Source organism: Desulfonatronum zhilinae (genome assembly GCF_900182865.1).
In the GTDB taxonomy this organism is placed as follows: domain Bacteria; phylum Desulfobacterota; class Desulfovibrionia; order Desulfovibrionales; family Desulfonatronaceae; genus Desulfonatronum; species Desulfonatronum lacustre.
Genome location: NZ_FXUJ01000031.1, coordinates 1 through 20,559 on the forward strand (window position 1 = coordinate 1; position 20,559 = coordinate 20,559).

The following is a 20,559-nucleotide window of genomic DNA, read 5'->3' on the forward strand; positions in this document are numbered from 1 at the left end:
AAGACGCGGGAAGCCATGTCAAAGAGCAAATTACTGTCAAATTACTTTCTCAGGACACCTTTTTATCGCCTTTTCAGCTCAACTGCTCCGGTTCGCCCCCTTCAGCACACCTACCAGGGGCATCGCTGGGGGCTGGCCGCATAATTGCCGCTGACTTTTTGCAGGGACATCTATAATAACTTGCATGTTGGGGCATTTCTTTCTCTGGCATCTGAAACTCATTTTGGAAAAAAAAAGCACCATCCATTACGCTCTCGTTGCTTAGGTTTTTATTCAAAGGCCTACTGAAATTGAGGATACTTGATTTACAAGCCTTGCTGGATCAGGTTGCCTGGGTCCAAAAAAGGAACCATAGGGCTCGACTATCACACAGGCGAAAGAAGCAATCCTTAGACCAAATTGAGTAAGTTGCGTTGTAGGGGTAATCGAGAAGACCGAAAAAAGCCCCTGGGGGTTCACCTCCAGGGGCTTTTATATAATGCAGTTATCGGGGTCGGGGTCGGTATCGGTATCGAAATAGGACTATTGGCGAACAAACCGTATCGATCCCGATTCCGATTCCGATACCGACACCGATAAAAGGGGGGGGGCAACTGTGTATGCGCTCATCCCCTACAAAATGAATGACCTGATCAGGAATCTGACTCCACCTTTTTAGGTGCCTCCCCTGCTCCACCCACGGCCCGCTCCAGAATCCGGTACGTCCGGTCCACCATGTTTCTGGGCTCGATGAGCAGGCCGGCCTGGACCATGGCGTTGTCCAGGATTTGTTCGGCCACGGTCCGGGCAAAGGGTTCGTCGGTTTGGCGCAGGGCGGCCAGGCCCTTGATCAGGGGATGGCGGGCGTTGATTTCCAGGTCCTTGACCGAGATGGGCAGATCGCCCTGGCGGCCGGCGGCGCGCATGATCCGTTCCATGGAGCTGGTCATATGCGCGTCCGGATTGACGATCATGGCCGGGCTGCCTTCCAGGCGCTTGGACTCCTTGACCTCCTTGACCCGGTCGCCGAGCACGCCCTTCATCCAGGCGGCCAAATCCGTGGCCTGGGCCTTGTCCATTTCCTTTTCGGCTTCGGGCTGGTCTTTTTGATCTTTCTTGTCCTCGTCCAGTTCCGGCAGCTCAATGTCGCCCCGGTCCGCGGAAACCAGCTTCTTGCCCTCGAATTCCGCCAGGTGGCCCATCACGAAGTCATCGATGGGGTCCATGGTGTAGATCACTTCCAGGTCGCGCTTGCGGAAGGCCTCGATGTACGGACCGGCCTCGATGGCTTCGCGGTTTGAGCCGTGAATGTAGAAGATTTCCTTCTGGGCGATCTTCATCCGGCCCAGGTAGTCGACCAGGGAGGTCAGTTTGCCGGGTTCGGTGGTGGAGGATTCGAAGCGCAGCAGCTTGCCCAGGGCTTCCCGGTGGCCGAAGTCGCTGACCACCCCTTCCTTCAGGAAGTAGCCGAAATCACGCCAAAAGGTCTCGTAGGTCTCGGGCTGGTTTTTGGCCGTCTCTTCCAGGTGCTTCAGGAAGCGTTTGGTGACCACGGAATTGATCTTGCGCACCAGGGAACTGTCCTGCAGGGCTTGGCGGGAAATGTTCAGGGGCAGATCCTCGGAGTCGATCACGCCCTTGAGGAAGCGCAGCCATTCCGGAAGGATGGTCTTGGAATGCTGCTCGATGAGTACGCGCTGGCAGTACAGGTTCACCCCGGGCTCGGTACGGCCCAGGCCGTACTTCTCGAAGTTGTCCTTGGGCACGAACAGCAGGGCCTTGATGGCCAGGGGGGCGTCGGTGTCGAAATGCAACCGGAGCAGAGGGTCGTCAAAGGCATTGCCCACGAATTTGTAGAATTCGGTGTACTCCTCGTCCGTGATCTCGCTTTTGTTCTTGGTCCACAGGGCCTGGACCGTATTCACGGCCTCGTTGTCCAGCAGGATCGGGAAGGGCACGAAACTGGAGTATTGCTTGATGATCCGCTTGATCCGCTCCGGGTCCGCGAATTCGGCCGCGTCGTCCTTGAGTTCCAGGACAATAGACGTGCCCCGCGGCAATTCGGATGCCGCTGAGATGGTGTAGGCCCCGCCGCCGTCGGACTCCCAGAGATGCCCGGAGTCGTCCTGGCGATACGATCGGGAGGTCACCCGGACCTTGCCCGCGACCATGAAGGCGGCGTAGAACCCGACGCCGAACTGGCCGATCAGGTTGACGTCCTTGGTCCCCTCGGCCAGTTGGGACAGGAAAGTCTTGGTCCCGGAATGGGCGATGGTTCCCAGGTTGGCTTCCAACTCGCCGCGATCCATGCCGATGCCGGTATCCGTGATGGTCAGGGTCTTGGCATCCTTATCCACCACGATCCGGATCTCCAAAGGCAAATCCGGGTACGCACCCGGGTCGGTCAAGCTCTGATGCCGATAGCGCTCCAGGGCGTCCGCGGAGTTGGAAATCAATTCCCGCAGAAAGATTTCCCGCTCCGTGTACAACGAATTGATCACGATATCGAGGATCTTCTTGACCTCGGCCTGAAACTCCCTGGTCTCGCCAGGGCCTTGCGATGCGTCCACGTTCATATCCGTTCTCCTTCACCGTTCTTGGGATGATTCTTGATGCGCCACACAGCAAAAAGTGCCTACAGATAATATTTTATGCGGCGGCGTCAACCCAAGGGAAAGGGCTCAGGAGCGGAATTTTGATCTTGAACCTCAAAAATCGAAATCGAAATCGAAAAAAACGCCCAAGCCAAAACACTCAGCCCAAAGGGCTCAACAGCTCCCGGACCCGGTCCATGTTCAGATTGACATGCAAATCCCCTAGCTGAGACCCCTGTCCTGTCCGTTTGATCTGCTCAAGGCTCTGCCGGGCATCGCCGAACGAAACCTCTTCCCCCGCTCCGACAAAGGCGCGCCGCGGATGAATACTCGTTCGGTCCCCGTCCGCCAAAGGTCCGGCACCACGTTTCAGATCCTGAATTTTATCCTGGAGGGCCTTCAAGTAGTCATGGCCGGCAAATGCACTGTCGCTCCCGTCGATCTTCATGGTCTTGCTCCTTCCTTGTCAGGAATAAAGGTGGTCAAAATATTCAGCCTTGCCCTCAAATCAGAGAGCATTGCAAAATAAAGGCCGTGTGTGCATGACATTGCGCAGGTGGCGTAGGGGCGGACCGGCCGGTCGCCCCTACATTGTGCGGATGCAAGAAAGGGAGGGCGATGATATGTCAATCAATTTAGAATCATCCTGGATTTCCCAAATTGATTGGATTCAACCCCGAAGGGATGGAGACCCAGGCCCGGTGTTTTGAACCACCGGATCAAGGTGCGATAACGCCCCACTCCACTAAGCGAGCGTGGGCGTACTCGGCTTGTTCGCCCTGGCGGACGGTGCCGAGAAAACGCTGATACTCCTGGGCGGCCTGATTGCGGCGCCCCATGGCTTCCTGGGAGATGCCCTTGAGAAAAACCGTGTTCGGGTTGCCGGGGAGCAGCTTTTCATAGCGATCAAACTGATCGTAGGCGGCTTCGAACTGGTCCAACTTGAGTTTCGCCACACCACTGACATGATGGGCCTGGGCTTCGGCTGGATAAATGGTCCGGGCCTTGTCCGCGAAGAATTCGGCCCGCCGGGGCCGGTCCATGGCCAGTTGGCACTTGGCCATCAGCATCAATCCGGCATAGTCCTCCGGGGCTTGGCGCAAGGCGTCGTCCAGGGCGGTTTCGGCCGGGGAGAACTGTTCCTGGCGCATCAGCTTTTCCCCTTCCTGCATCTTCTCAATGGCCCCCTTGATCCGGCGCAGCCCGGCGGTGTGATCCATATACCGCTCCCGATACAGAGGCTGGGCACGGGCGTGACCATACGTGGTCCCGGCCTCCCGAACAGCAGTCTGATAACGTTCTTCGCTCATGGGATGGGTGGAGAACATCATCTCAATGGCCGAGGGGTTGTTCTTTTGCATGTTGCGCAACACGTCCATCAGGCCGACCATGCCTTCGGGGCTGTAGCCGGATTTGGTCATGTACTCCATGCCCAGATTGTCCGCCTGCCGCTCGTCGTTGCGACTATAGTGGGCCAACAGCGCCCCGGCGGCCACCCCGCCCAAACCGGCGGCAACGGCTCCCCAGGTTTCGCCTTGGGACGCCAGGGCCGCCGAAGCGCCCAGGAGGACCACACTGGTCAGGATGCCCGTGGACATCCGCGCCGCCGTATGCCGGGCGTTGACATGGCCCATCTCGTGACCCAGCAGCCCGGCCAATTCAGCCTCGTCCTGCATTTCCAGCATGATCCCCCGGGTGGTGGCCATGCTGCCTCCTGGGAAGGTGTAGGCATTGACGTAGGTCGCGTTCACGCACCGATAGGAATACGGCATGTGCGGACGATGGGTGAACCCCGTCATGCTCTCCCCCACGGTGGTGATGTACTGGTTCAGTCGAACATCCTGGACCGCCCCGTAGTCCGCGGAAAACTGGTGCGGCGAATGTTGCTTGTCCAAAGCAATCTCATTGGCCTCGGACAAAAACATCATCTGCTGCCGGCCCGTGACCGGGTTCGCGGCGCACCCCGCCGTGGCCCCGGCGGCTCCCACCGTGGCCAACCACATAAAATCCCGTCTGGTCATGGACCGGCTCGCGATCCGTCGTGCAAAGTCGGAATTCCGGTGATGCATATTCATCCTCTCTGTTTCGTGTCGATCAAGGTCGTGCAGGTCGTGCTCACTGCTCACTACCGTTCGTTTCACATAATCCGTTGAACTGGAACGTCAAGTGCGCCCATACCGCACCGCCGCTTTGGCAACCCTGTGGGACGTCCGAAGATATCTGTTCGCACGAACCTTCTGCTGAGTGCGCATACAAAAAAAAAGCGGAGCCCAATGGGCTCCGCTTTTTTTTTAAAACCGGTAAAGTAGTGATTTATACGCAACCGGTGGGCTTGGGGAGACCGGCCATTTTACAGGCTCCCTTGCCGGGTCCGGAGGGGAACAGCTCGTAAATGTGCTTCAGCTTGTAGCCGGTCACCTTGGACAGGATGCGCACCATCGGGGCGATACCGTTCTTCTTGTAATAGTCCTGCAGAAAATCGATGACCTTCTGGTGCTCATCGGTCATTTCTTTAATGCCTTCACTCTCCATGACGAATTCCACCCAATCCGGGTTCCAGTCTTCAAAACGCTGCAAAAAACCGTCTTCATCAACCTCAAAGTTATTTCCCTTGAATTCTACAGTGGCCATTGTCCAAACCTCCTTAAGCGTTTGTTAAGTCTCAAAATGAGTGTGCAGTTAGCACCTGACCGGGACCCTTGTCAAAAATCACGAGGCCCAAATCGGGGAATCCCGTGATAATCAGAAATGCCCGAAAATCCATTCCGGGACATTCCGTGAGAACAGAAACAGCGGAGAATTCCGCGATTCATTCGTGATGCGCGTTGAATCCTTTTATCTTGTAAAATGCAAGGACATTCGTTGTCAATGCTGGATGGCGAAAAAAACGAAACCTTTTATCGCGATCCGGATGTCACTCTTCGGTTTTTTCGAAGGATTGCAATTCCCGAAGGTGGTCGCGAGCAAAATCCAGGCTCGAATCGAGTTCCAAAGCGGAGCGCAGCAAGGCCTCAGCTTCTTCAGCGCGACCTTGAAACTTGACGCACAGCCCCATGTTCGCCAGATCCATGGCTGAGCCGCTGTCCAGGTCCAACGCGCTTCGAAAGTCCGACTCAGCTCCGGCGTATTCGCCCAGTTTGAATTTGGCCACTCCGCGAAGATTGAAGTACTCCTTGACCTCCGGACAAAGTTTGATCGCCCGATCCAAATGTGGAAGGCTACTCGTCCAACGCTCCTCCCGGCTCATGGCGTACCCCTGATAAAAGGCAGCCAGGGCTTGGTCGTCACGTTGCTCCAGGCCCAACTCGCTTTTGCCCAGGGCTTCCAAGGCCTTGGAAAAGCGTCCTTGACGCACGGCCAGCAGCCCTTGAAAAAACAGCGGAAAGGAGGCGTCGGGATACAACAGGGCCAAGTGCTCTAAGCCGGTCTCGGCTTGCTCCGGAGGGGCTTCCTCGGCCAACATGCGCCCGACGAACAAGCCCACACAGGGATTCAGGGCCCGCTCACGGAACTGAAAGCCCGGCACGAAGGAGTAATGAGCCGGAATTCCCAACTTCGGGTGCGTCGTCTCCACGCTGTACGCCCGAAAGCCCATTCGCTCCAACCCGTTGCAAAGCTCCGTCAGTTCATCCAGAATATCCTGGCGTCCGATGTCCGGCAAGCTGGATAGCGAAACCGTATCCCCCTCCAGCAACCAGGCGATTTGCGCCGATTCCGTAAATTTTGGAAGTCCGGAGGCTTCGTAGTTGCTGCCGGTTTCGAAGTCTCCGGCCAGCTGCGCAACCTCTGTCAGGGCGCGAATGGCCGCCTTGGATGGCGTTGAGGCGGTTCCGGCGGTGAAGACGATTTCGCTGCGTTCCGGAAACGTTGCGGGATCGTAGGCCACGGCGGCCACGGTGGGCACGGGCAGGCCAAGGGAGAAGTCCTTCAAAACGACGACGATGCCCTCGCGCTTGAAAGCGTCCATCAGGTCGCGAAGAACGGGGTCCGTGAAGCTTTCCGGATCAAGGGTAGGCGTTTTTTGACGGTCCCGGTCCACCACGGCGCAGACATGACGTTCCACAAGTTCGCACACGCCCTGGAGGATCGACTCCTCAGGGGTATTTCCGGCGGATGAGCCGTTAAATTCATTAATCTTCCGAAACCATTCCAGAGGGACGAGAAACTCCTGTCCGGTATCCAGCCGGGTTGCCGACACGAAGCGCCAGGCAACGAGGTCCATCAGGCTTCTGATTTGCTCGTCGGGCAACGCGTCGGAGACGGACAAGGCGATCTCGGAGACAGGCAGAACCCTCCCCGGCCATTTCCGCTGGGCCTCGCTCCAGGAGCAGGGCTCAATATCCTGAACGCCTTGCCAGAAACTGAAAAAGCTGAACCGCTCCGTCAACTCCACCAAGGCCGAGGCCTCGGCCTGGATGGCGGACGCTCCTTTGCCCATCTGCTTGCGGGTGGGCATGATTCGACGGGCTGATTGTCCACAGACGCTCAGATAAACGGGGATGCCCAGCCGCCCGGTGTCGATGCGCCGGGTCTCAGCCAGAACGTCTTCCCCAAATGCCTCCAGAGAGGCCCGAACCCTGACAACCGTTTCCTGGGGAGGACAAACCTTGTCCAGTTCTTTGGTATGTCCCTTGGGACATGATCGCAGACGAATGCTCATCGAGGCCTCAGTCGGTAGAGATACGTTTTCTGGTTGGCTTCGGCCCCAGGAAGTCCGTGAAAATCGACCGCGGGTACCGGTGAGGGAACACAGGAACGTGAGATTTGAAAGTAATCCTTCGCAGCCGCAAAAAATTTGATCGCACGCCGCCCTGCATTCGCGGAAAGCACGATTTCAGCAGTGGCCATGGGTTCCAAATGGGTCCGAAAAAAAGAAAGCAATGGGTCGAAAAATTGCTCACGGTAGAGAACTTCTGAAGCAATTATTCGGTGATAGCGATCCGGATGGTCTTCTTTAATGAAGTTCACGGACTGAACGACGACTGTGTCGCCGAGCCCGTTGCGCAATGCATTGATCCGCGCAAAAAGCAAAGCTTCGGGGACAATATCGCTGAGCACCACGGAAAACCCGCGTTTGGCCGCGAACAAGCCGGTCAAGCCCAGTCCGGCCCCGATCTCCAGGACCCGCTCCCCGTGACCAGGGACGACGCCGCGCATATACATGGCCAGGGGCAGGGAGGCCGGCCATATTTTAGCCCAAAGCGGTAAAGCGTCTATTCCGGCTCCCGTTCCCGCTTCTGGACCGACTTCGGGGGAAGGCACGTTCAGGCGCTGCTCGATATAGGCTTCCATGTCCGAAAGCTGGAGGCATTCCAGGACGTCCTCCCCGATGCGCACGGTTTCGAAATGCACCGCGTGCCTGGCGGAGACAAGTTCCAAAAGCTGATCAAGAGAGGCCTGTTCAAGAAGCCGTGACAACTCCGACTTGGACACGGACCGGCTGAGCAGATGCAATCGGGAATTGCCGGTCGGCGATCCAGTTTTGCCGGTATTGGACATGGCCATGTCGGGGAAGGGCTCGAAAATATGAGGAGGTGAATCAGTAGGGGAAAGAAGGAAATATGGAGCGGGAGACGGGATTTGAACCCGCGACTTCAACCTTGGCAAGGTTGCACTCTACCACTGAGTTACTCCCGCTTGATGGGAAAGTACGAATCAATTTGGAGGCGGCATCCGGATTTGAACCGGAGAATGGCGGTTTTGCAGACCGCTGCCTTACCACTTGGCTATGCCGCCTCAAAAAAAAATGGAGCGGGAAACGGGATTTGAACCCGCGACTTCAACCTTGGCAAGGTTGCACTCTACCACTGAGTTATTCCCGCTCGAAGAGGTGAGTATCTAGCCAAGAGACTGTCGGCTGTCAAGGGAGTGCCGCACTCTTTTTCCAATCCAAGAAAACTCCATTCTTATTCAGGCTACGGAGAAGAAACTACGCCTTGCGATACACCGTCGGCGCCACCTGAATCAGACCGAGATCCATCCCGGCGAGGCTTTCCGAGTGACCGATGATCAAGTGCCCCCAGGGATGCAAATGCTCCAGGAAATTGCGGATCAGGCGTTCCTGGACGTCCCGCTCGAAGTAGATCATCACGTTGCGGCAAAAAATGATGTCCATGGGCTCGCGAAAACTGAATCGCTCCATGAAGTTCAGGCGACGAAATCGAATCTTTTCGCGTAATCCGGGGACGATCCGAATCAGCTTCTTGGTTCGGTCCTTGCTGCGCAACAGATACTTCTGATGCAAAGCCCTGGGGATGGTGTGAAGCTTGTCGTCCGGATAAACGCCCTTGGCCGCCCGCTCCAGAACCTGGGTATTGATGTCCGTGGCCAGGATGAACCAGCGAAACAACGGGTACTGTTCCTGGAACTCGGCCAGAACCATGGTCAATGTGTAAGGCTCCTCCCCGGACGAACACCCCGCGCTCCAGACCGCCAATTCCCGAGCATGGCCGAAGCGTTGCCACCAAGTCGGCAGAATCGTGGAAGTCAGATATTGGAAATGGTGCGGTTCGCGAAAAAAACTGGTGGTGTTGGTGCTCAGGGCGTCGATCAGATGAGGGATCTCGCTTTCCGTTCCCTGGGGACTGAAGACGTATTCGCAGTAGTTGTGGTATTCGGTTAAATTCAATGCCCGAAGACGACGCTGCAACCGGGCTTCCATCATGGTCTTTTTACTCGGCGGCATCTTGATGCCGCAGTTTTTCTGCACGAATTCACTGAGCCGTCGGAAATCGCGTTCCTTCATGGTTCCAAGCATATGCCTCGCCTTTCTCCCTGGTTCGAACGCCCGTTGCGGCCACAACCCGCCCTTACTCGGAATGGACGTCCCCTCGTCCGATTCGCTTTAGCCCTTTTCTCGGGGCGACTCAACGGGTTTCATTACGGCGCACGAGCAGATTTCGGCCCCGCTCCTTAGCAGGTTCCATTGCGGCCGTTCTTGGACTATGAAAAAGACACTGGATCGACGACGCTCACCGCATTAAGATTACAGTCGTCACGGACCATCGCACACTCAACCCTTCTCAAGGAGGAACCACAATGTCCAAGACCATGAACAACCTTAAGGAAGCCTTTGCCGGGGAATCCCAGGCCAACCGGAAATACCTGGCTTTCGCCAAGCAAGCCGACAAGGAAGGTCATCCCCAGGTAGCCCGCTTGTTCCGGGCCGTTGCCGAGGCGGAAACCGTTCACGCCCACGCCCATCTCAAGCTGATGGGCGGCATCGGCACCACGGAGGAAAATCTGAAGGAGGCCCTCAGCGGGGAAACCCATGAGTTCACGAAGATGTACCCGGAGATGATCGCCGATGCCCAGGAGGAAAGCCAAAAGGCCGTGGAACGCGGCTTTCACTTCGCCAATGAAGTGGAGAAGATTCACGCCGGACTCTACGAAAAGGCCCTCCAGAATCTGGGAAAGCAGACCGAAATCGACATCCATGTCTGTAGCGTCTGCGGCTACACGATTGAAGGCGAAACTCCGGAGAAATGTCCGGTCTGCAACGCCGCGAAAAAGGCGTTCTTTAAGGTCGATTAATACGTTTTCATCCGGAAGCGCCGCTGTTTCCGAATCCGGAACCCGACGATTTCGAAGTTGGAATCAAGCAGGATTTCCAGAGATATCGTCCCGCGTCGCATGAGCGACGCGGGACGATTCGTTTTCAGCGTCTTGGCATCAGCCCTGTTTGCGCATATGTTCGCCGGATGACCGACCACGCACCACTTCTTCACAAAACCATCGACATCGTCCGCGAGGCCGGGGACCTGTTGATGCGGTACTGGCACGCTCCCAGGGAAATCCGCCATAAGGGCCGGATCGACCTGGTCACCACCGCGGACCTGGCCCTTGAAAAACTCCTCAAGGAACGTCTGGGCGCCCTGCTCCCCGAGGCCGGTTTTCTGGCCGAGGAGTCGGCCTCCGCCGAGGACTTGGGAAAAAGACTGAACGGTCCCACCTGGATCATCGACCCCCTGGACGGTACCACCAATTTCGCCCACGGCTTTCCCTTCGTGGCCATCTCCGTGGCGCTGTGGGACAAGGGCGACGTTCAGCTCGGCTTGGTTCATCTGCCCGTGCTCCACGAACTGTTCCACGCAGCCAAGGGCCGAGGGACCCATCTCAACAATGTTCCGGTCCAGGCATCCACCGTCCCGGACCTGGAAAACTCCCTGGTCGCCACGGGGTTTCCCTACTCCGTCCGGGAGCAACTGCCGCCGATTCTGGGGTGGATGGAAACCATGCTCACCCTGACGCAGGGGATTCGACGGCCCGGCTCCGCGGCCAGCGACCTGGCCTATGTCGCTTGCGGCCGTTTCGACGCCTTCTATGAAATCAACCTCAAGCCGTGGGACATGGCCGCGGGATGGCTGCTGGTCCGCGAGGCCGGAGGATTGGTCACCCGGATCGACGGTTCGGCGTTCGACCTGCATATCCCTTCCATCCTGGCCAGCAACACCAAGGTCCACGCGGAGATGGTCGAGGCCCTGGGGCGAACCGACGGCTGATCCCCGCCTACCAAACGAGCCGACCGCCGTGTCCCGCGTCTTTCTGCTCTCCCGCGACGAACTTCCGGAAGCCGCGGCGTTGGAAGCCGCGCATTTCCCCGCGCCGTGGTCCCTGGAGCAATTCCAAAGCGGCTATGACCAGGGCACGTGCCGTGTGCATGGGGTTCGCGTCGAGGTCGCATTGATCGGCTACATCAGCTGCCAAATCCTGCCTCCGGAGATGGAGATTTTAAACATGGCCGTTCGTCAGGTCTTCCGGGGACACGGCCTGGGCCGGGCGCTGGCGGCCGCGGCCCTGGAACACGGCGCGGCCCTGGGAATCGATGCCTGCCACCTGGAGGTGGACGAAACCAACCTTGCCGCCGTACACCTCTACACGGCGCTCGGTTTTACGCCCATCGGACGCCGTCGGGGTTACTACCGGCACCCGGAGGGAGTAAGAGACGCCATTTTGATGCAGTGCGATCCGCGATACGTCGCGGCAATTGGGAATTTTTCAACGGACTGCCAGCATGACAACCGCCCTGTAGCACCCAAGCCAGGAGGAAAACGATGAGCATTACCTATTTAAAAGACGTTGACGTACGGAATAAACGCTTGTTGATCCGCGTGGACTACAACGTGCCCATGGATCAAGGCACCATCAAGGAAGACACCCGCATCCGGGCCAGCCTGCCCACGTTGAAGCAGGCCCTGGAACGCGGCGCTGCTCTGGTGCTGTGTTCCCACATGGGACGCCCCAAGGGTCAGGTCGTGCCCGAACTGAGCCTGGGCCCCATTGCCCGACGTCTTTCCGAGTTGTTGGGAGTGGACGTGGCCATGGCCCCGGACTGCGTCGGTCCCGAGGTGGAAGCCATGACCAAGGCTCTTGAGCCGGGTCAGGTCCTGTTGTTGGAGAATCTGCGCTTCCATGCCGGAGAAACCAAGAACGATCCGGATTTCAGCGCCCAGTTGGCCAAACTGGGGGACATTTTCGTCAGCGACGCCTTTGGGACGGCCCACCGGGCCCACGCTTCCAACGTCGGCGTGGCCAAGCTGATTCCGGTCTGCTGCGCGGGTTTGTTGATGCAAAAGGAATGGGAATATCTGGGCCAAGCTTTGGCTGATCCCAAGCGCCCCTTTGTGGCCGTTTCGGGAGGGGCCAAGGTCTCCGGCAAACTGGAACTGCTGGACAATCTCCTGGAAAAGGTGGACCGGATGATCATCGGCGGGGCCATGGCCAACACCTTTATCAAGGCTCAAGGGTTTGGCGTGGGCTCCTCCCTGGTGGAAGACGATCTTCTGGACACGGCCCGGGCTGTCCTGGCCAAAGCCAAGGAGCGTGGAACCGCGCTCTATCTCCCCGTGGACTTCGTATATGCCGACGGTCTCAAGTCCGAACGGGCCGACGGGGTTTGCCCGTACCAGAACATTCCCGCGGACAAAATGGTCCTGGATATCGGCCCGGCTACGCAAGCGCTGTTCGCGGAAGTTCTGGCCGGTGCCGGAACCGTGGTTTGGAACGGCCCCATGGGCGCGTTCGAGAACCCGGCCTTCGCTTCCGGCTCCATGCACGTGGCAACGGCCATAGCCGATTCCGCCTCGGTGAGCATCGTCGGCGGCGGCGATACGGACGCCATGCTCCACGCCTCGGGCCTGGCGGACAAGGTCAGCTTCATCTCCACCGGGGGCGGAGCGTTTCTGGAATTCATGGAAGGCAAGGATCTCCCCGCCTTCAAAGCCCTGAAGGAGTGCGCCGCATGAGTGCGACCCCAAAAATGTTGATCGCCGGAAATTGGAAAATGTACAAAACCGAGGCCCAGGCCGTGGAGCTGGCCTCCGGCTTGGCCGCCGGCCTCCGGGACGTTTTGCCCGAGGACCGCGAAGTCCTACTTCTGCCGCCCTTCACCGCGCTGAAGGCCGTGGCCGAAACCATCCGCGGGCGAGAACGACTGTTCCTGGGAGGACAAAATTTTTATCCGTCTTCCGAAGGCGCCTTTACCGGGGAAATCGCGCCCTTCATGCTCGTGGATGCCGGATGCACCCATGCCCTGGTCGGCCACTCCGAACGCCGTCACGTGCTCAAAGAGTCCGACCGGTTCATCGCCCAAAAGACCGCCTTTGGCCTTCAAGCCGGGTTGCACATGATTTTGTGCATCGGCGAAACCCTGGACCAGCGCACCCACGGCAGCGTGGAAAACGTACTCAAAGGGCAACTCCGGCTGGGATTGGCCGAGGTGGACAAGGACGGCGTGACTCCGGACCGGTTGACCATCGCCTACGAGCCGGTCTGGGCCATCGGCACGGGCAAGGTGGCCCAGACCGAGGACATCGTCGCGGCCCACGATCTTGTCCGCAAGACCCTGCAGGAGTTGTTCCCTCGTTGCGGCGACGAAATCCGCATTCTCTACGGCGGCAGCGTCAAGCCGGACAACGCCGGAGCGATCCTGGACCTTGACAATGTGAACGGCGTGCTGGTAGGAGGCGCAAGTTTGCAGGTCGACAGCTTCACGGCCATTGCCTCGGCTGTCTGAAATATCGCAAGGAGCACACTGTTTTGAACGCACTGATCATCACCATTCACGTTTTGGCCTGTATCTCTCTGGTCATTCTCATCCTGCTGCAATCCGGTAAGGAAGGCATGGGCGTCATCTTCGGCGGAGGCAGCAGTTCCGTCTTCGGTAGCAGCGGCGCCGGGGGGCTGCTCAAAAAGCTGACCATCAGCGTGGCCAGCATTTTCATCATCACCTCCCTGAGCTTCACCTACATGAGCGGACAACGCACCGCCGAAGAATCCGTGATCCTTGACTTCCCGGCTGATTTGCCGCAAGTTCCCTCCGCACCAGGAAGCATCGAAGAACAGATCTCGATCCCAGCGGAACCTCAAGACGCTGCTCCGCAATCACGGACCGAAACGCCGTAAATCTCAAGCAAAGTCAAACGCCGAAGTGGTGGAACTGGTAGACACGCCATCTTGAGGGGGTGGTGAGGGAAACCTCGTGGGGGTTCGAGTCCCCCCTTCGGCACCAAGAGTCACAAAAAAAGACGAGGTCGGACAGTTTGTCCGACCTCGTCTTTTTTTATCGAGCTCTTTTCACCTGGTTCTTGGACTCATTCAGTTGTCGGTGTCGGCGTCGGTATCGCTATCGGGATCGATACTGTTTGTGTGCCAATAATACCTTCTATTTCGGCAATGCGTTGTTCGCTTGAGAGAATGCAGTTATCGGGATCGGGATCGCTACTGTTTCCAATAATCCTAATTCGATCCCGATTCCGATCCCGATAGCGACACCGAAAGAGAATCATTGAATTGGAGATGGTATTACTTCCCGGCCTCCAGCTTCTTCAGATACGAATCCCGACATTCATAACTGCAGAAGCAGTGCACCGTCTCCCCTTCCTTGATCCGAATGTCGCTGCCCACCGGAACGTATGTCCCACAGACCGGATCCTTGGTCATCACGCCATTGGCGGCCAGATTTTCGCTTTCTTTGTCCTTGACCTCTTTCTTCTTCTGGAAATCACCGACCAGAAGTTTGTACAAGATGAAAGCCGCGGCAATAAAAATTAGAAATTTCAGCATGAAAACTCCTCTACCCGCCGATTCCCGACGTCGCCGGTTCCGGTTTCTCTGGTAAATATGCTCGGAAAAAGGCGTAATCGATATCGTAGACCGTACGCGGAACAACGCCGATTTCCTCTTTCTCCAGCATGGCCACAAGGCGATTCCCGTCAATCAGTTCCATGGGCGGCGCTCCTTCCCGAGTCGCCTCCCGCTTCGCGTCTTCAGAACTTAGTGCGTAAACCGGATTCAGTAAAAGGTCGATCATGAAAAATCGTAACTACTCGGTACATTTTGTGTCCGCTCTTGCTCCGGCAATCGGTATCGGGGTCGGCGCTTCGCTATCGGAGCCGGATCGAAACAGAAAGAATTGAGAACGCATCCCAGCGTTTTCGATCCCGATTCCGATCCCGGTAACAGAATTACTCTGTGCTGAGTAGTTCCGAAACATCAAACTTGTTCCTCAAAGCAGCCTCTGTCCCTACTGATAAATGCCGCGCCCCCGGACATGGAACGATAAACGATCAAGCACCTCGGACAGATTTGTCCCGTCGGGAAAGACGAGTTCCGGGGCGATGTCGCGCAGGGGAACGAGGACGAAGGCCCTTTCACGGAGGCGCGGATGCGGCAGGGTCAACTCAGGAAAATCGTAACACTGTGAGCCGAAAAGCAGCAGATCCAGATCGATGATTCGCGGGCCTTTGTCTCGCTCGCGGACCCTCCCCATCCGGTCTTCGATTTCCAGGAGCGTTCGCAAGAGTTCCTGGGCCGTCCAGGCAGGCCCGCAGTCCAAAGAGACGACCTGATTGGCGAACCAGGGTTGATCCCGGACGTCCTGGGGTTCCGTCAAATAGACGGTGGATTGCGAATCAAGCCGGACCTCGGGCAGCCGATTCAACGTTTCACGGGCTTGCCGCAGATTGTCTTCCAGGTCCCCAAGGTTCGAGCCCAGGCTGATGAACGCCCGCGTGGTCCGGGATTGCGTCATGCCCGTAAGTAAAGATCGATTTCGATCAGTTCAAGAAAAAGAAGGGGGAAACAGTATGTTCCCCCCTTCCCCTGCCATCATTACAGCTTGGCGATCCGGGCCAAAGCTTCCAGCAGACGGTCCTCGCCCACAGTCAGGGCGATGCGGAAGTACCCCTCTCCAGGCGTGCCGAATCCGTTGCCCGGCGTGACCACCACTCCGGTCTTCTGGAGCACCTCGGCCACGAAGCCGGTGGAATCGCGGCCCTGGGGGACTTTGGTCCAGACGTAGAACGTGGCCTCCGGGGAGCGACACTCCAGGCCGATCTTGGCCAGTTCCGCCACCACCACGTCCCGCCGCCCCTTGTAGATGTCCCGCATCTCCTGGGCAAAGGCCTCGCCGTGATCCAGGGCGGTAATCCCGGCTTCCTGGACGGCCTGGAAAATGCCGGAGTCGATGTTGCTCTTGATCTTGCCCAGGCCTTGCACCAACTCCTGATTGCCCACGGCCATGCCCACGCGCCAGCCGGTCATGTTGTAGGTCTTGGACAAGGAATGGAACTCAATGGCCACGTCCATGGCACCGGGGATTTCCAGGATGCTGAGCGGTTTGTTGGCCGGATTGTAGTACATTTCCGAATACGCGGCGTCATGAACCAGGATGGTCCCGAACTCCCGGGCCTTGGCGATCAGCTTCTCGTAGAAGCTTCGCGGGGCCATGGCCGAGGTGGGGTTGTTGGGGTAGTTCAGGAAAAAAATCTTGGCCCGTTTCCACACGTCCTCGGGGATGGCGTCCAAATCCGGCAAAAAATCCGTGGATTCGGTCAACGGCACGAAATGGGTCTCGCCGCCGGCGAACATGGTCGCGATGGGATAGACCGGATAATTGGGCGTCGAGGTCATGACCAGGTCGCCGGGGTCCACGAAGGCCAGGGGGAAGTGGGCCAAACCCTCCTTGGAGCCGATCAGGCTGAGCACCTGGGAGGTGGGGTCCAGGGTTACGCCGAAGCGCGATTTGTACCATCTGGCCACGCACTCCCGAAAGGAGTTCAGCCCGGAGTAGGATGGATAGCGGTGATGTTCGCTCTTGGCCACGGCCTTGTTCATGGACTGGATGATGAAGTCCGGGGTCGGCAGATCCGGGTCCCCTACTCCCAGGTCGATGATGTCCACTCCCTTGGCCTTGACTTCATTCTTGACCCGGTCAATTTCAGCGAACAGATACGGCGGCAACTGCGCCAGGCGCCGCGCCGGCTTGAAATTCGGCATGCTTCGGAACTCCTTGAATATTGAAGGTTCTCGGTTGAAGGCGTGTCGACGGTGAAAACGAAAAAAGCCCTCCCGGAACCACCGGGATGGCCGTCACCAAAAAAAAGTTTAGTAAAGAGTGGCTCGTAAAGTCAAACCCAGGCCTTTCTCATAAGGGGACAAATCTGTTCTCCTCAAAATCCAATCGCGATCGAAATCGGAATCGGAATCGGAAAATGCTGTGCATCACCCGGTGATTGCGTCATCTTGGGCATGACGTTCGATTTCGATTTCGATACCGTTCAGATAGTGGGCGAGGAACGAAAACAAATCTGCCATGCTTTCTCATAGGAGGGCGACGAAAAGGGGGGCAAGCAAAACCTCTTCAGAATAGGTCGCCTTGTCGCTTCAGCCAAGGGCTCATGGCTTCGCGTCCGGGTTGGCCGTCGAAGCCTTGAGCGAGGACATGGCCGCCTTCTTCCAGATTTCCGCGAGGCGTTGCAACCGCTCCGCCGTAAGAGCCAAGCGGTGCGCTGCCTCTGAAGCGTCTTCCGAAGGGGAAGCCTGGGGATGCCGTATGCTTTTGGCCACTGTGTCGGCCAACTCCGCTACGACGTGGTCCAGGCGTTGAACCACGTCCTGAACCGAAGGTCGCGTTTCGGCTTCGGGCGACGCCGGAGGCGCGGCGGAGGGGGGAGACGTCTTCGGGCTTGCCGTGGACGCTCCGTCCGCGGGCAGGTGCAGCCCCTGGAACATCGTGAACAGCGAAGCAGCCCAGAAGCCGTGGAAATGAGAATGCAGGGTTTCCGGAGCCATGCGCTTGACGATCAGGTTGGCCACCCGGGTCAGGGCCAGGGACCCGGGGGCTTGGGGCCGAAAGGCCACGGGCAGCACGGACCGGGTCGAAGCAACATGGAAGACGGGATCCTCGGGGACGGCGCCCAGCGGAAGGATCAGCGCTCCCAGGTGCTTTTTGCAGACAGCGGCGAAGCGTTTGATCAGCGTTGCGTGGTCAATGCCCTCTTTAACTTTGTTCAGCAGGATATAAGGCGGTCGACGCATTCCGTTCTGCCGAAGGACCTTAAGCAGTGCGTATCCGTCGGTTACAGAGGTCGGTTCGGGGTTGACGACGATGACCTGTTCCCTGGCGGCCAGGCAAAAGGCGACAACCTGCCGATGGATTCCCGGCGCATTATCCAGGAGCAAAAAGTCATAGCTGTCCAGCGATTTGATTTTCTTCAAGAAATCGATCTGTTTCGCCTTGGTCATCTCCGTAAGAGCGGCGATCCCCGAGCCGCCCGAAATAACGTCCAGACCCGGACGCACCCTGGTGATGGCCTGCTCCATGGGAAGGTTGTCGATAACGACCTCTTCCAGGGTATGCCCGGGAGTTATTCCCAGAAGCACGTCCACATTGGAAAGGCCCAGATCCACGTCCACCAGGCAAACCCTTCGTCCCTGCTCCGCCAATATCCAGGCCAGACAAGCGGCCACCGACGTCTTGCCGGCTCCGCCCTTGCCGCTGGCAACGGCTATGGTCCGGGTTTTGCGTTTCGGGGACGTGACGTCTTTGCGTGCCTGTTGAACAGACGAACGAGGTGCGGTCGTATTGTCGAGCATGGGTTGAGCGCCATCAATGAAACTGGTTGCAACGCCGAAATGAAGGTTCGACCTGTGCGGGCATCAGGAATTTTTAAAGCTGCCATCTTTACAATTACCCGGCTTTCTGAACGGAATCAACAACTTTTCCCCGAGCGTGCAGGGCAATTTTGTTCTCGAACCACGGGCACTCAGGATCGGTATCGAAATCGAAATCGTGATCGAAATCGGAATGTTATCAGAAATCGATGGAACTTCTCAAAAACTCCGGGCGATGGATGTGGATTGAAGTGGAACGGGAGCGAACAAGCATACCTCTTGCTCCCACGCTCTGCGTGGGAGCATTCCGGCGGCCGCTCCAGCGGCCTCAGTGGACGCGGAGCGTCCGGAAGTGCGTTCCCACGCGGAGCGTGGGAACGATTTGAAATATACAACTCTGAAATTATAGCCATTTTCCAGAGAACAAAATGGCCCTGCCCGAGCGTGGCCTTCATAATACTTGATGCCCGAATGCCCGAAAACCATGAACTCTCCCCACATTTTCTTGCCTGTGGAGCAAGGCTCGGGTAATGTGCGGATTTTCATGATGAACACGGTTGGCGTGCTTCGCGTCGAGCTTGATCAATTCCCGCGGCAAGGGGCGACCCTGTACTGCAAGGATATTCTGCGTGAACTACTTTGAATTGCTGGGATTGACCAGGGAGCCGTTTTCCAACTCTCCGGACCCAGTTTTTTTCTTCGAATCCCAAAACCACGCCAAGTCTTTGCATCGGCTGGAAATCGCCGTTCGTCTGCGCCGCGGCCTGAATGTCTGCCTGGGGCCGATCGGTTCGGGCAAGAGCACACTCTGCCGCACCCTGATCCAGGGCATGGCCAACGACTCGGCCATTGTTCCGCACCTCATCCTCGACCCTACGTTTTCCACGGCCAGAGAACTGCTCGTCACCCTGCACACCCGCTTTTTGCGCGTCTCTCCCTCGCCGGAAGCCACGCACCGGGAAATGATGGAGGCCCTGCAGCAGCATCTTTTTCAGGAAGCCCAGGAGAGCCGGAGAATTCTGGTGCTGATCATCGATGAGGGCCAGAAGCTCGCCCCTTCCTGTCTGGAAGTAATCAGGGAACTGCTGAATTACGAGACCAACGACGCGAAGCTCCTGCAGGTGATCATCTTCGCCCAGGAAGAATTCGACGTGGTTCTGGCCGAAATGCCCAACTTTCAGGACAGAATCAACGAGTTTTGCCGACTGACGCCCTTGAACTTCCGGGACACCAGGGCACTGATTCGTCATCGGCTCAGCCTTGCCGGCACTTCCAGGGAGCTATTCACCTGGCCGGCGTACTGGGCCTTGTACCGAGCGTCTCGAGGCACCCCGCGAAAAATCATGCATCTCGGGCACAAGGCCTTGATGACCTTGATCGTCACCAACAAGTCCAAGGTGAATCGAAACGTCGTGCTGGCCTGCGCCCGGCCCCTGGGCTGGGATGAGGACCGGCATCCTGGCCTGCTTTTCCTTGCCTCGGCCATGCTGATCACCGCCCTGATCCTCGTTCCGGAAAGACTGCACATCGCTCCGCCCTCTGATCCCGTCGCCTCGGAAGACGGGAAAACCGTCACGCCGCAGGAATTCAGAGAGCCTGTCAGCCATGAGTTTCTCTCGGCTCCGATTCCCACCCAGGCCGATCCGCCTCCGAGCGAGCCAAGCCACGGCCCTGATGAAGCGGAAGAAACGGAAGCATTTGCCGAAGCCTCCGCCACGCCCGAAGCCCCGCCTTCGGAACCGACCTTCGGGCCCGAGGAGAGGGAGCCCATCGAAACAGGGCGAATGTTTCCCGGTTCGCGCTTTTATGTTCAGATCGGCGGTTTCCAAACCCGCGACTTCGCCACACGGGCTTTGACCGCGATCCGCGAGCGTCATGATTCCGCCGGTATGCTCCGAGTGTTCTACAAAGGGCGGCACTGGGACATCGTGTATATCGACCATTTCGACACCTCGGACAAGGCCGTCCGGAAGGCCGAGGAAGTCCGCGTGAACGAGGGCTTGGAGGCTGTGGTGGTGGAAGCCGAAGGAACCCGCTATCGACCTGTTTGGAAATAGTGGAGTATTTTTTGCAATGCCAATTCCGCACGCCT

General features: G+C 57.7%; 19 protein-coding genes and 4 tRNA genes. 8 read left to right on the forward strand and 15 right to left on the reverse strand.

Annotated features, from left to right (window positions below):
- Window positions 1–632: 632 nt before the first annotated feature.
- The 10 genes from htpG to AC559A_RS17135 form a co-directional block, all read right to left on the reverse strand.
- A complete protein-coding gene (gene htpG, locus AC559A_RS17090) occupies window positions 633–2,555 on the reverse strand; it encodes a molecular chaperone HtpG (protein ID WP_498818916.1) in 1,923 nt (640 codons plus the stop codon).
- A gap of 178 nt (window positions 2,556–2,733) precedes the next feature.
- Window positions 2,734–3,021, reverse strand: coding sequence for a hypothetical protein (locus AC559A_RS17095; protein ID WP_028571510.1), 288 nt, complete (start codon window positions 3,019–3,021; stop codon window positions 2,734–2,736).
- Window positions 3,022–3,292: 271 nt separating this feature from the next.
- Window positions 3,293–4,594 carry a M48 family metalloprotease gene (locus tag AC559A_RS17100; protein ID WP_498818917.1) on the reverse strand — a complete coding sequence of 434 codons (1,302 nt, stop codon included), beginning with the start codon at window positions 4,592–4,594 and terminating at the stop codon, window positions 3,293–3,295.
- A 292-nt stretch (window positions 4,595–4,886) separates the two neighbouring features.
- On the reverse strand, window positions 4,887–5,204 hold the full coding sequence (locus AC559A_RS17105; protein WP_028571508.1) for a TusE/DsrC/DsvC family sulfur relay protein: 318 nt from the start codon (window positions 5,202–5,204) through the stop codon (window positions 4,887–4,889).
- Between the two features lie 283 nt (window positions 5,205–5,487).
- Window positions 5,488–7,233, reverse strand: coding sequence for a YcaO-like family protein (locus tag AC559A_RS17110; RefSeq protein WP_498818918.1), 1,746 nt, complete (start codon window positions 7,231–7,233; stop codon window positions 5,488–5,490).
- Window positions 7,230–8,078, reverse strand: a complete 849-nt coding sequence (locus tag AC559A_RS17115) for a class I SAM-dependent methyltransferase (protein ID WP_498818919.1) — start codon at window positions 8,076–8,078, stop codon at window positions 7,230–7,232. The genes AC559A_RS17110 and AC559A_RS17115 overlap by 4 nt, the downstream gene beginning before the upstream one ends.
- A 57-nt stretch (window positions 8,079–8,135) precedes the next feature.
- Window positions 8,136–8,210: transfer RNA gene (locus AC559A_RS17120), tRNA-Gly, on the reverse strand.
- Between the two features lie 24 nt (window positions 8,211–8,234).
- Window positions 8,235–8,309, reverse strand: a tRNA-Cys gene (locus tag AC559A_RS17125).
- Between the two features lie 11 nt (window positions 8,310–8,320).
- A tRNA-Gly gene (locus AC559A_RS17130) sits at window positions 8,321–8,395 on the reverse strand.
- 107 nt (window positions 8,396–8,502) lie between these two features.
- A complete protein-coding gene (locus AC559A_RS17135; RefSeq protein ID WP_028571506.1) occupies window positions 8,503–9,330 on the reverse strand; it encodes a CheR family methyltransferase in 828 nt (275 codons plus the stop codon).
- A 281-nt stretch (window positions 9,331–9,611) separates the two neighbouring features.
- Here AC559A_RS17135 and AC559A_RS17140 point away from each other — a divergent pair, with 281 nt between their 5' ends.
- The 7 genes from AC559A_RS17140 to AC559A_RS17170 all read left to right on the forward strand — a co-directional run bounded on the left by AC559A_RS17140 (window position 9,612) and on the right by AC559A_RS17170 (window position 14,082).
- The gene (locus tag AC559A_RS17140) at window positions 9,612–10,106 is read left to right on the forward strand and encodes a rubrerythrin family protein (RefSeq protein ID WP_028571493.1); all 495 of its coding nucleotides are present in this window, start codon (window positions 9,612–9,614) and stop codon (window positions 10,104–10,106) included.
- A 167-nt stretch (window positions 10,107–10,273) separates the two neighbouring features.
- A complete protein-coding gene (locus tag AC559A_RS17145) occupies window positions 10,274–11,074 on the forward strand; it encodes an inositol monophosphatase family protein (protein ID WP_028571492.1) in 801 nt (266 codons plus the stop codon).
- Between the two features lie 28 nt (window positions 11,075–11,102).
- Complete coding sequence (locus AC559A_RS17150; protein ID WP_498818921.1) at window positions 11,103–11,630, forward strand: GNAT family N-acetyltransferase; 528 nt, start codon at window positions 11,103–11,105, stop codon at window positions 11,628–11,630.
- A complete protein-coding gene (locus AC559A_RS17155; RefSeq protein WP_498818922.1) occupies window positions 11,627–12,817 on the forward strand; it encodes a phosphoglycerate kinase in 1,191 nt (396 codons plus the stop codon). Before AC559A_RS17150 ends, AC559A_RS17155 begins: the two co-directional genes overlap by 4 nt.
- A complete protein-coding gene (gene tpiA, locus AC559A_RS17160; protein ID WP_498818923.1) occupies window positions 12,814–13,587 on the forward strand; it encodes a triose-phosphate isomerase in 774 nt (257 codons plus the stop codon). The genes AC559A_RS17155 and tpiA overlap by 4 nt, the downstream gene beginning before the upstream one ends.
- Before the next feature lie 23 nt (window positions 13,588–13,610).
- Complete coding sequence (gene secG / locus AC559A_RS17165) at window positions 13,611–13,976, forward strand: preprotein translocase subunit SecG (RefSeq protein WP_498818924.1); 366 nt, start codon at window positions 13,611–13,613, stop codon at window positions 13,974–13,976.
- Between the two features lie 19 nt (window positions 13,977–13,995).
- Window positions 13,996–14,082: transfer RNA gene (locus tag AC559A_RS17170), tRNA-Leu, on the forward strand.
- Between the two features lie 293 nt (window positions 14,083–14,375).
- Here the strand turns inward: AC559A_RS17170 and AC559A_RS17175 are convergent.
- The 5 genes from AC559A_RS17175 to AC559A_RS17195 form a co-directional block, all read right to left on the reverse strand.
- Entirely contained in the window at window positions 14,376–14,636 is a 261-nt protein-coding gene (locus AC559A_RS17175) for a transcriptional regulator (protein WP_498818925.1), read from the reverse strand.
- A gap of 10 nt (window positions 14,637–14,646) precedes the next feature.
- A complete protein-coding gene (locus AC559A_RS17180) occupies window positions 14,647–14,799 on the reverse strand; it encodes a hypothetical protein (RefSeq protein WP_498818926.1) in 153 nt (50 codons plus the stop codon).
- 297 nt (window positions 14,800–15,096) lie between these two features.
- Window positions 15,097–15,603, reverse strand: coding sequence for a 2-amino-4-hydroxy-6-hydroxymethyldihydropteridine diphosphokinase (folK, locus tag AC559A_RS17185; protein WP_498818927.1), 507 nt, complete (start codon window positions 15,601–15,603; stop codon window positions 15,097–15,099).
- Between the two features lie 80 nt (window positions 15,604–15,683).
- Complete coding sequence (locus AC559A_RS17190; protein WP_028571484.1) at window positions 15,684–16,850, reverse strand: LL-diaminopimelate aminotransferase; 1,167 nt, start codon at window positions 16,848–16,850, stop codon at window positions 15,684–15,686.
- Window positions 16,851–17,249: 399 nt separating this feature from the next.
- Window positions 17,250–18,449 (reverse strand): P-loop NTPase, encoded by a 1,200-nt coding sequence (locus tag AC559A_RS17195; RefSeq protein ID WP_498818928.1) that lies wholly within the window; start codon window positions 18,447–18,449, stop codon window positions 17,250–17,252.
- Between the two features lie 647 nt (window positions 18,450–19,096).
- Between AC559A_RS17195 and AC559A_RS17200 the strand changes: the two genes are divergently transcribed.
- A complete protein-coding gene (locus tag AC559A_RS17200) occupies window positions 19,097–20,524 on the forward strand; it encodes an AAA family ATPase (protein ID WP_498818930.1) in 1,428 nt (475 codons plus the stop codon).
- Window positions 20,525–20,559 lie beyond the last annotated feature (35 nt).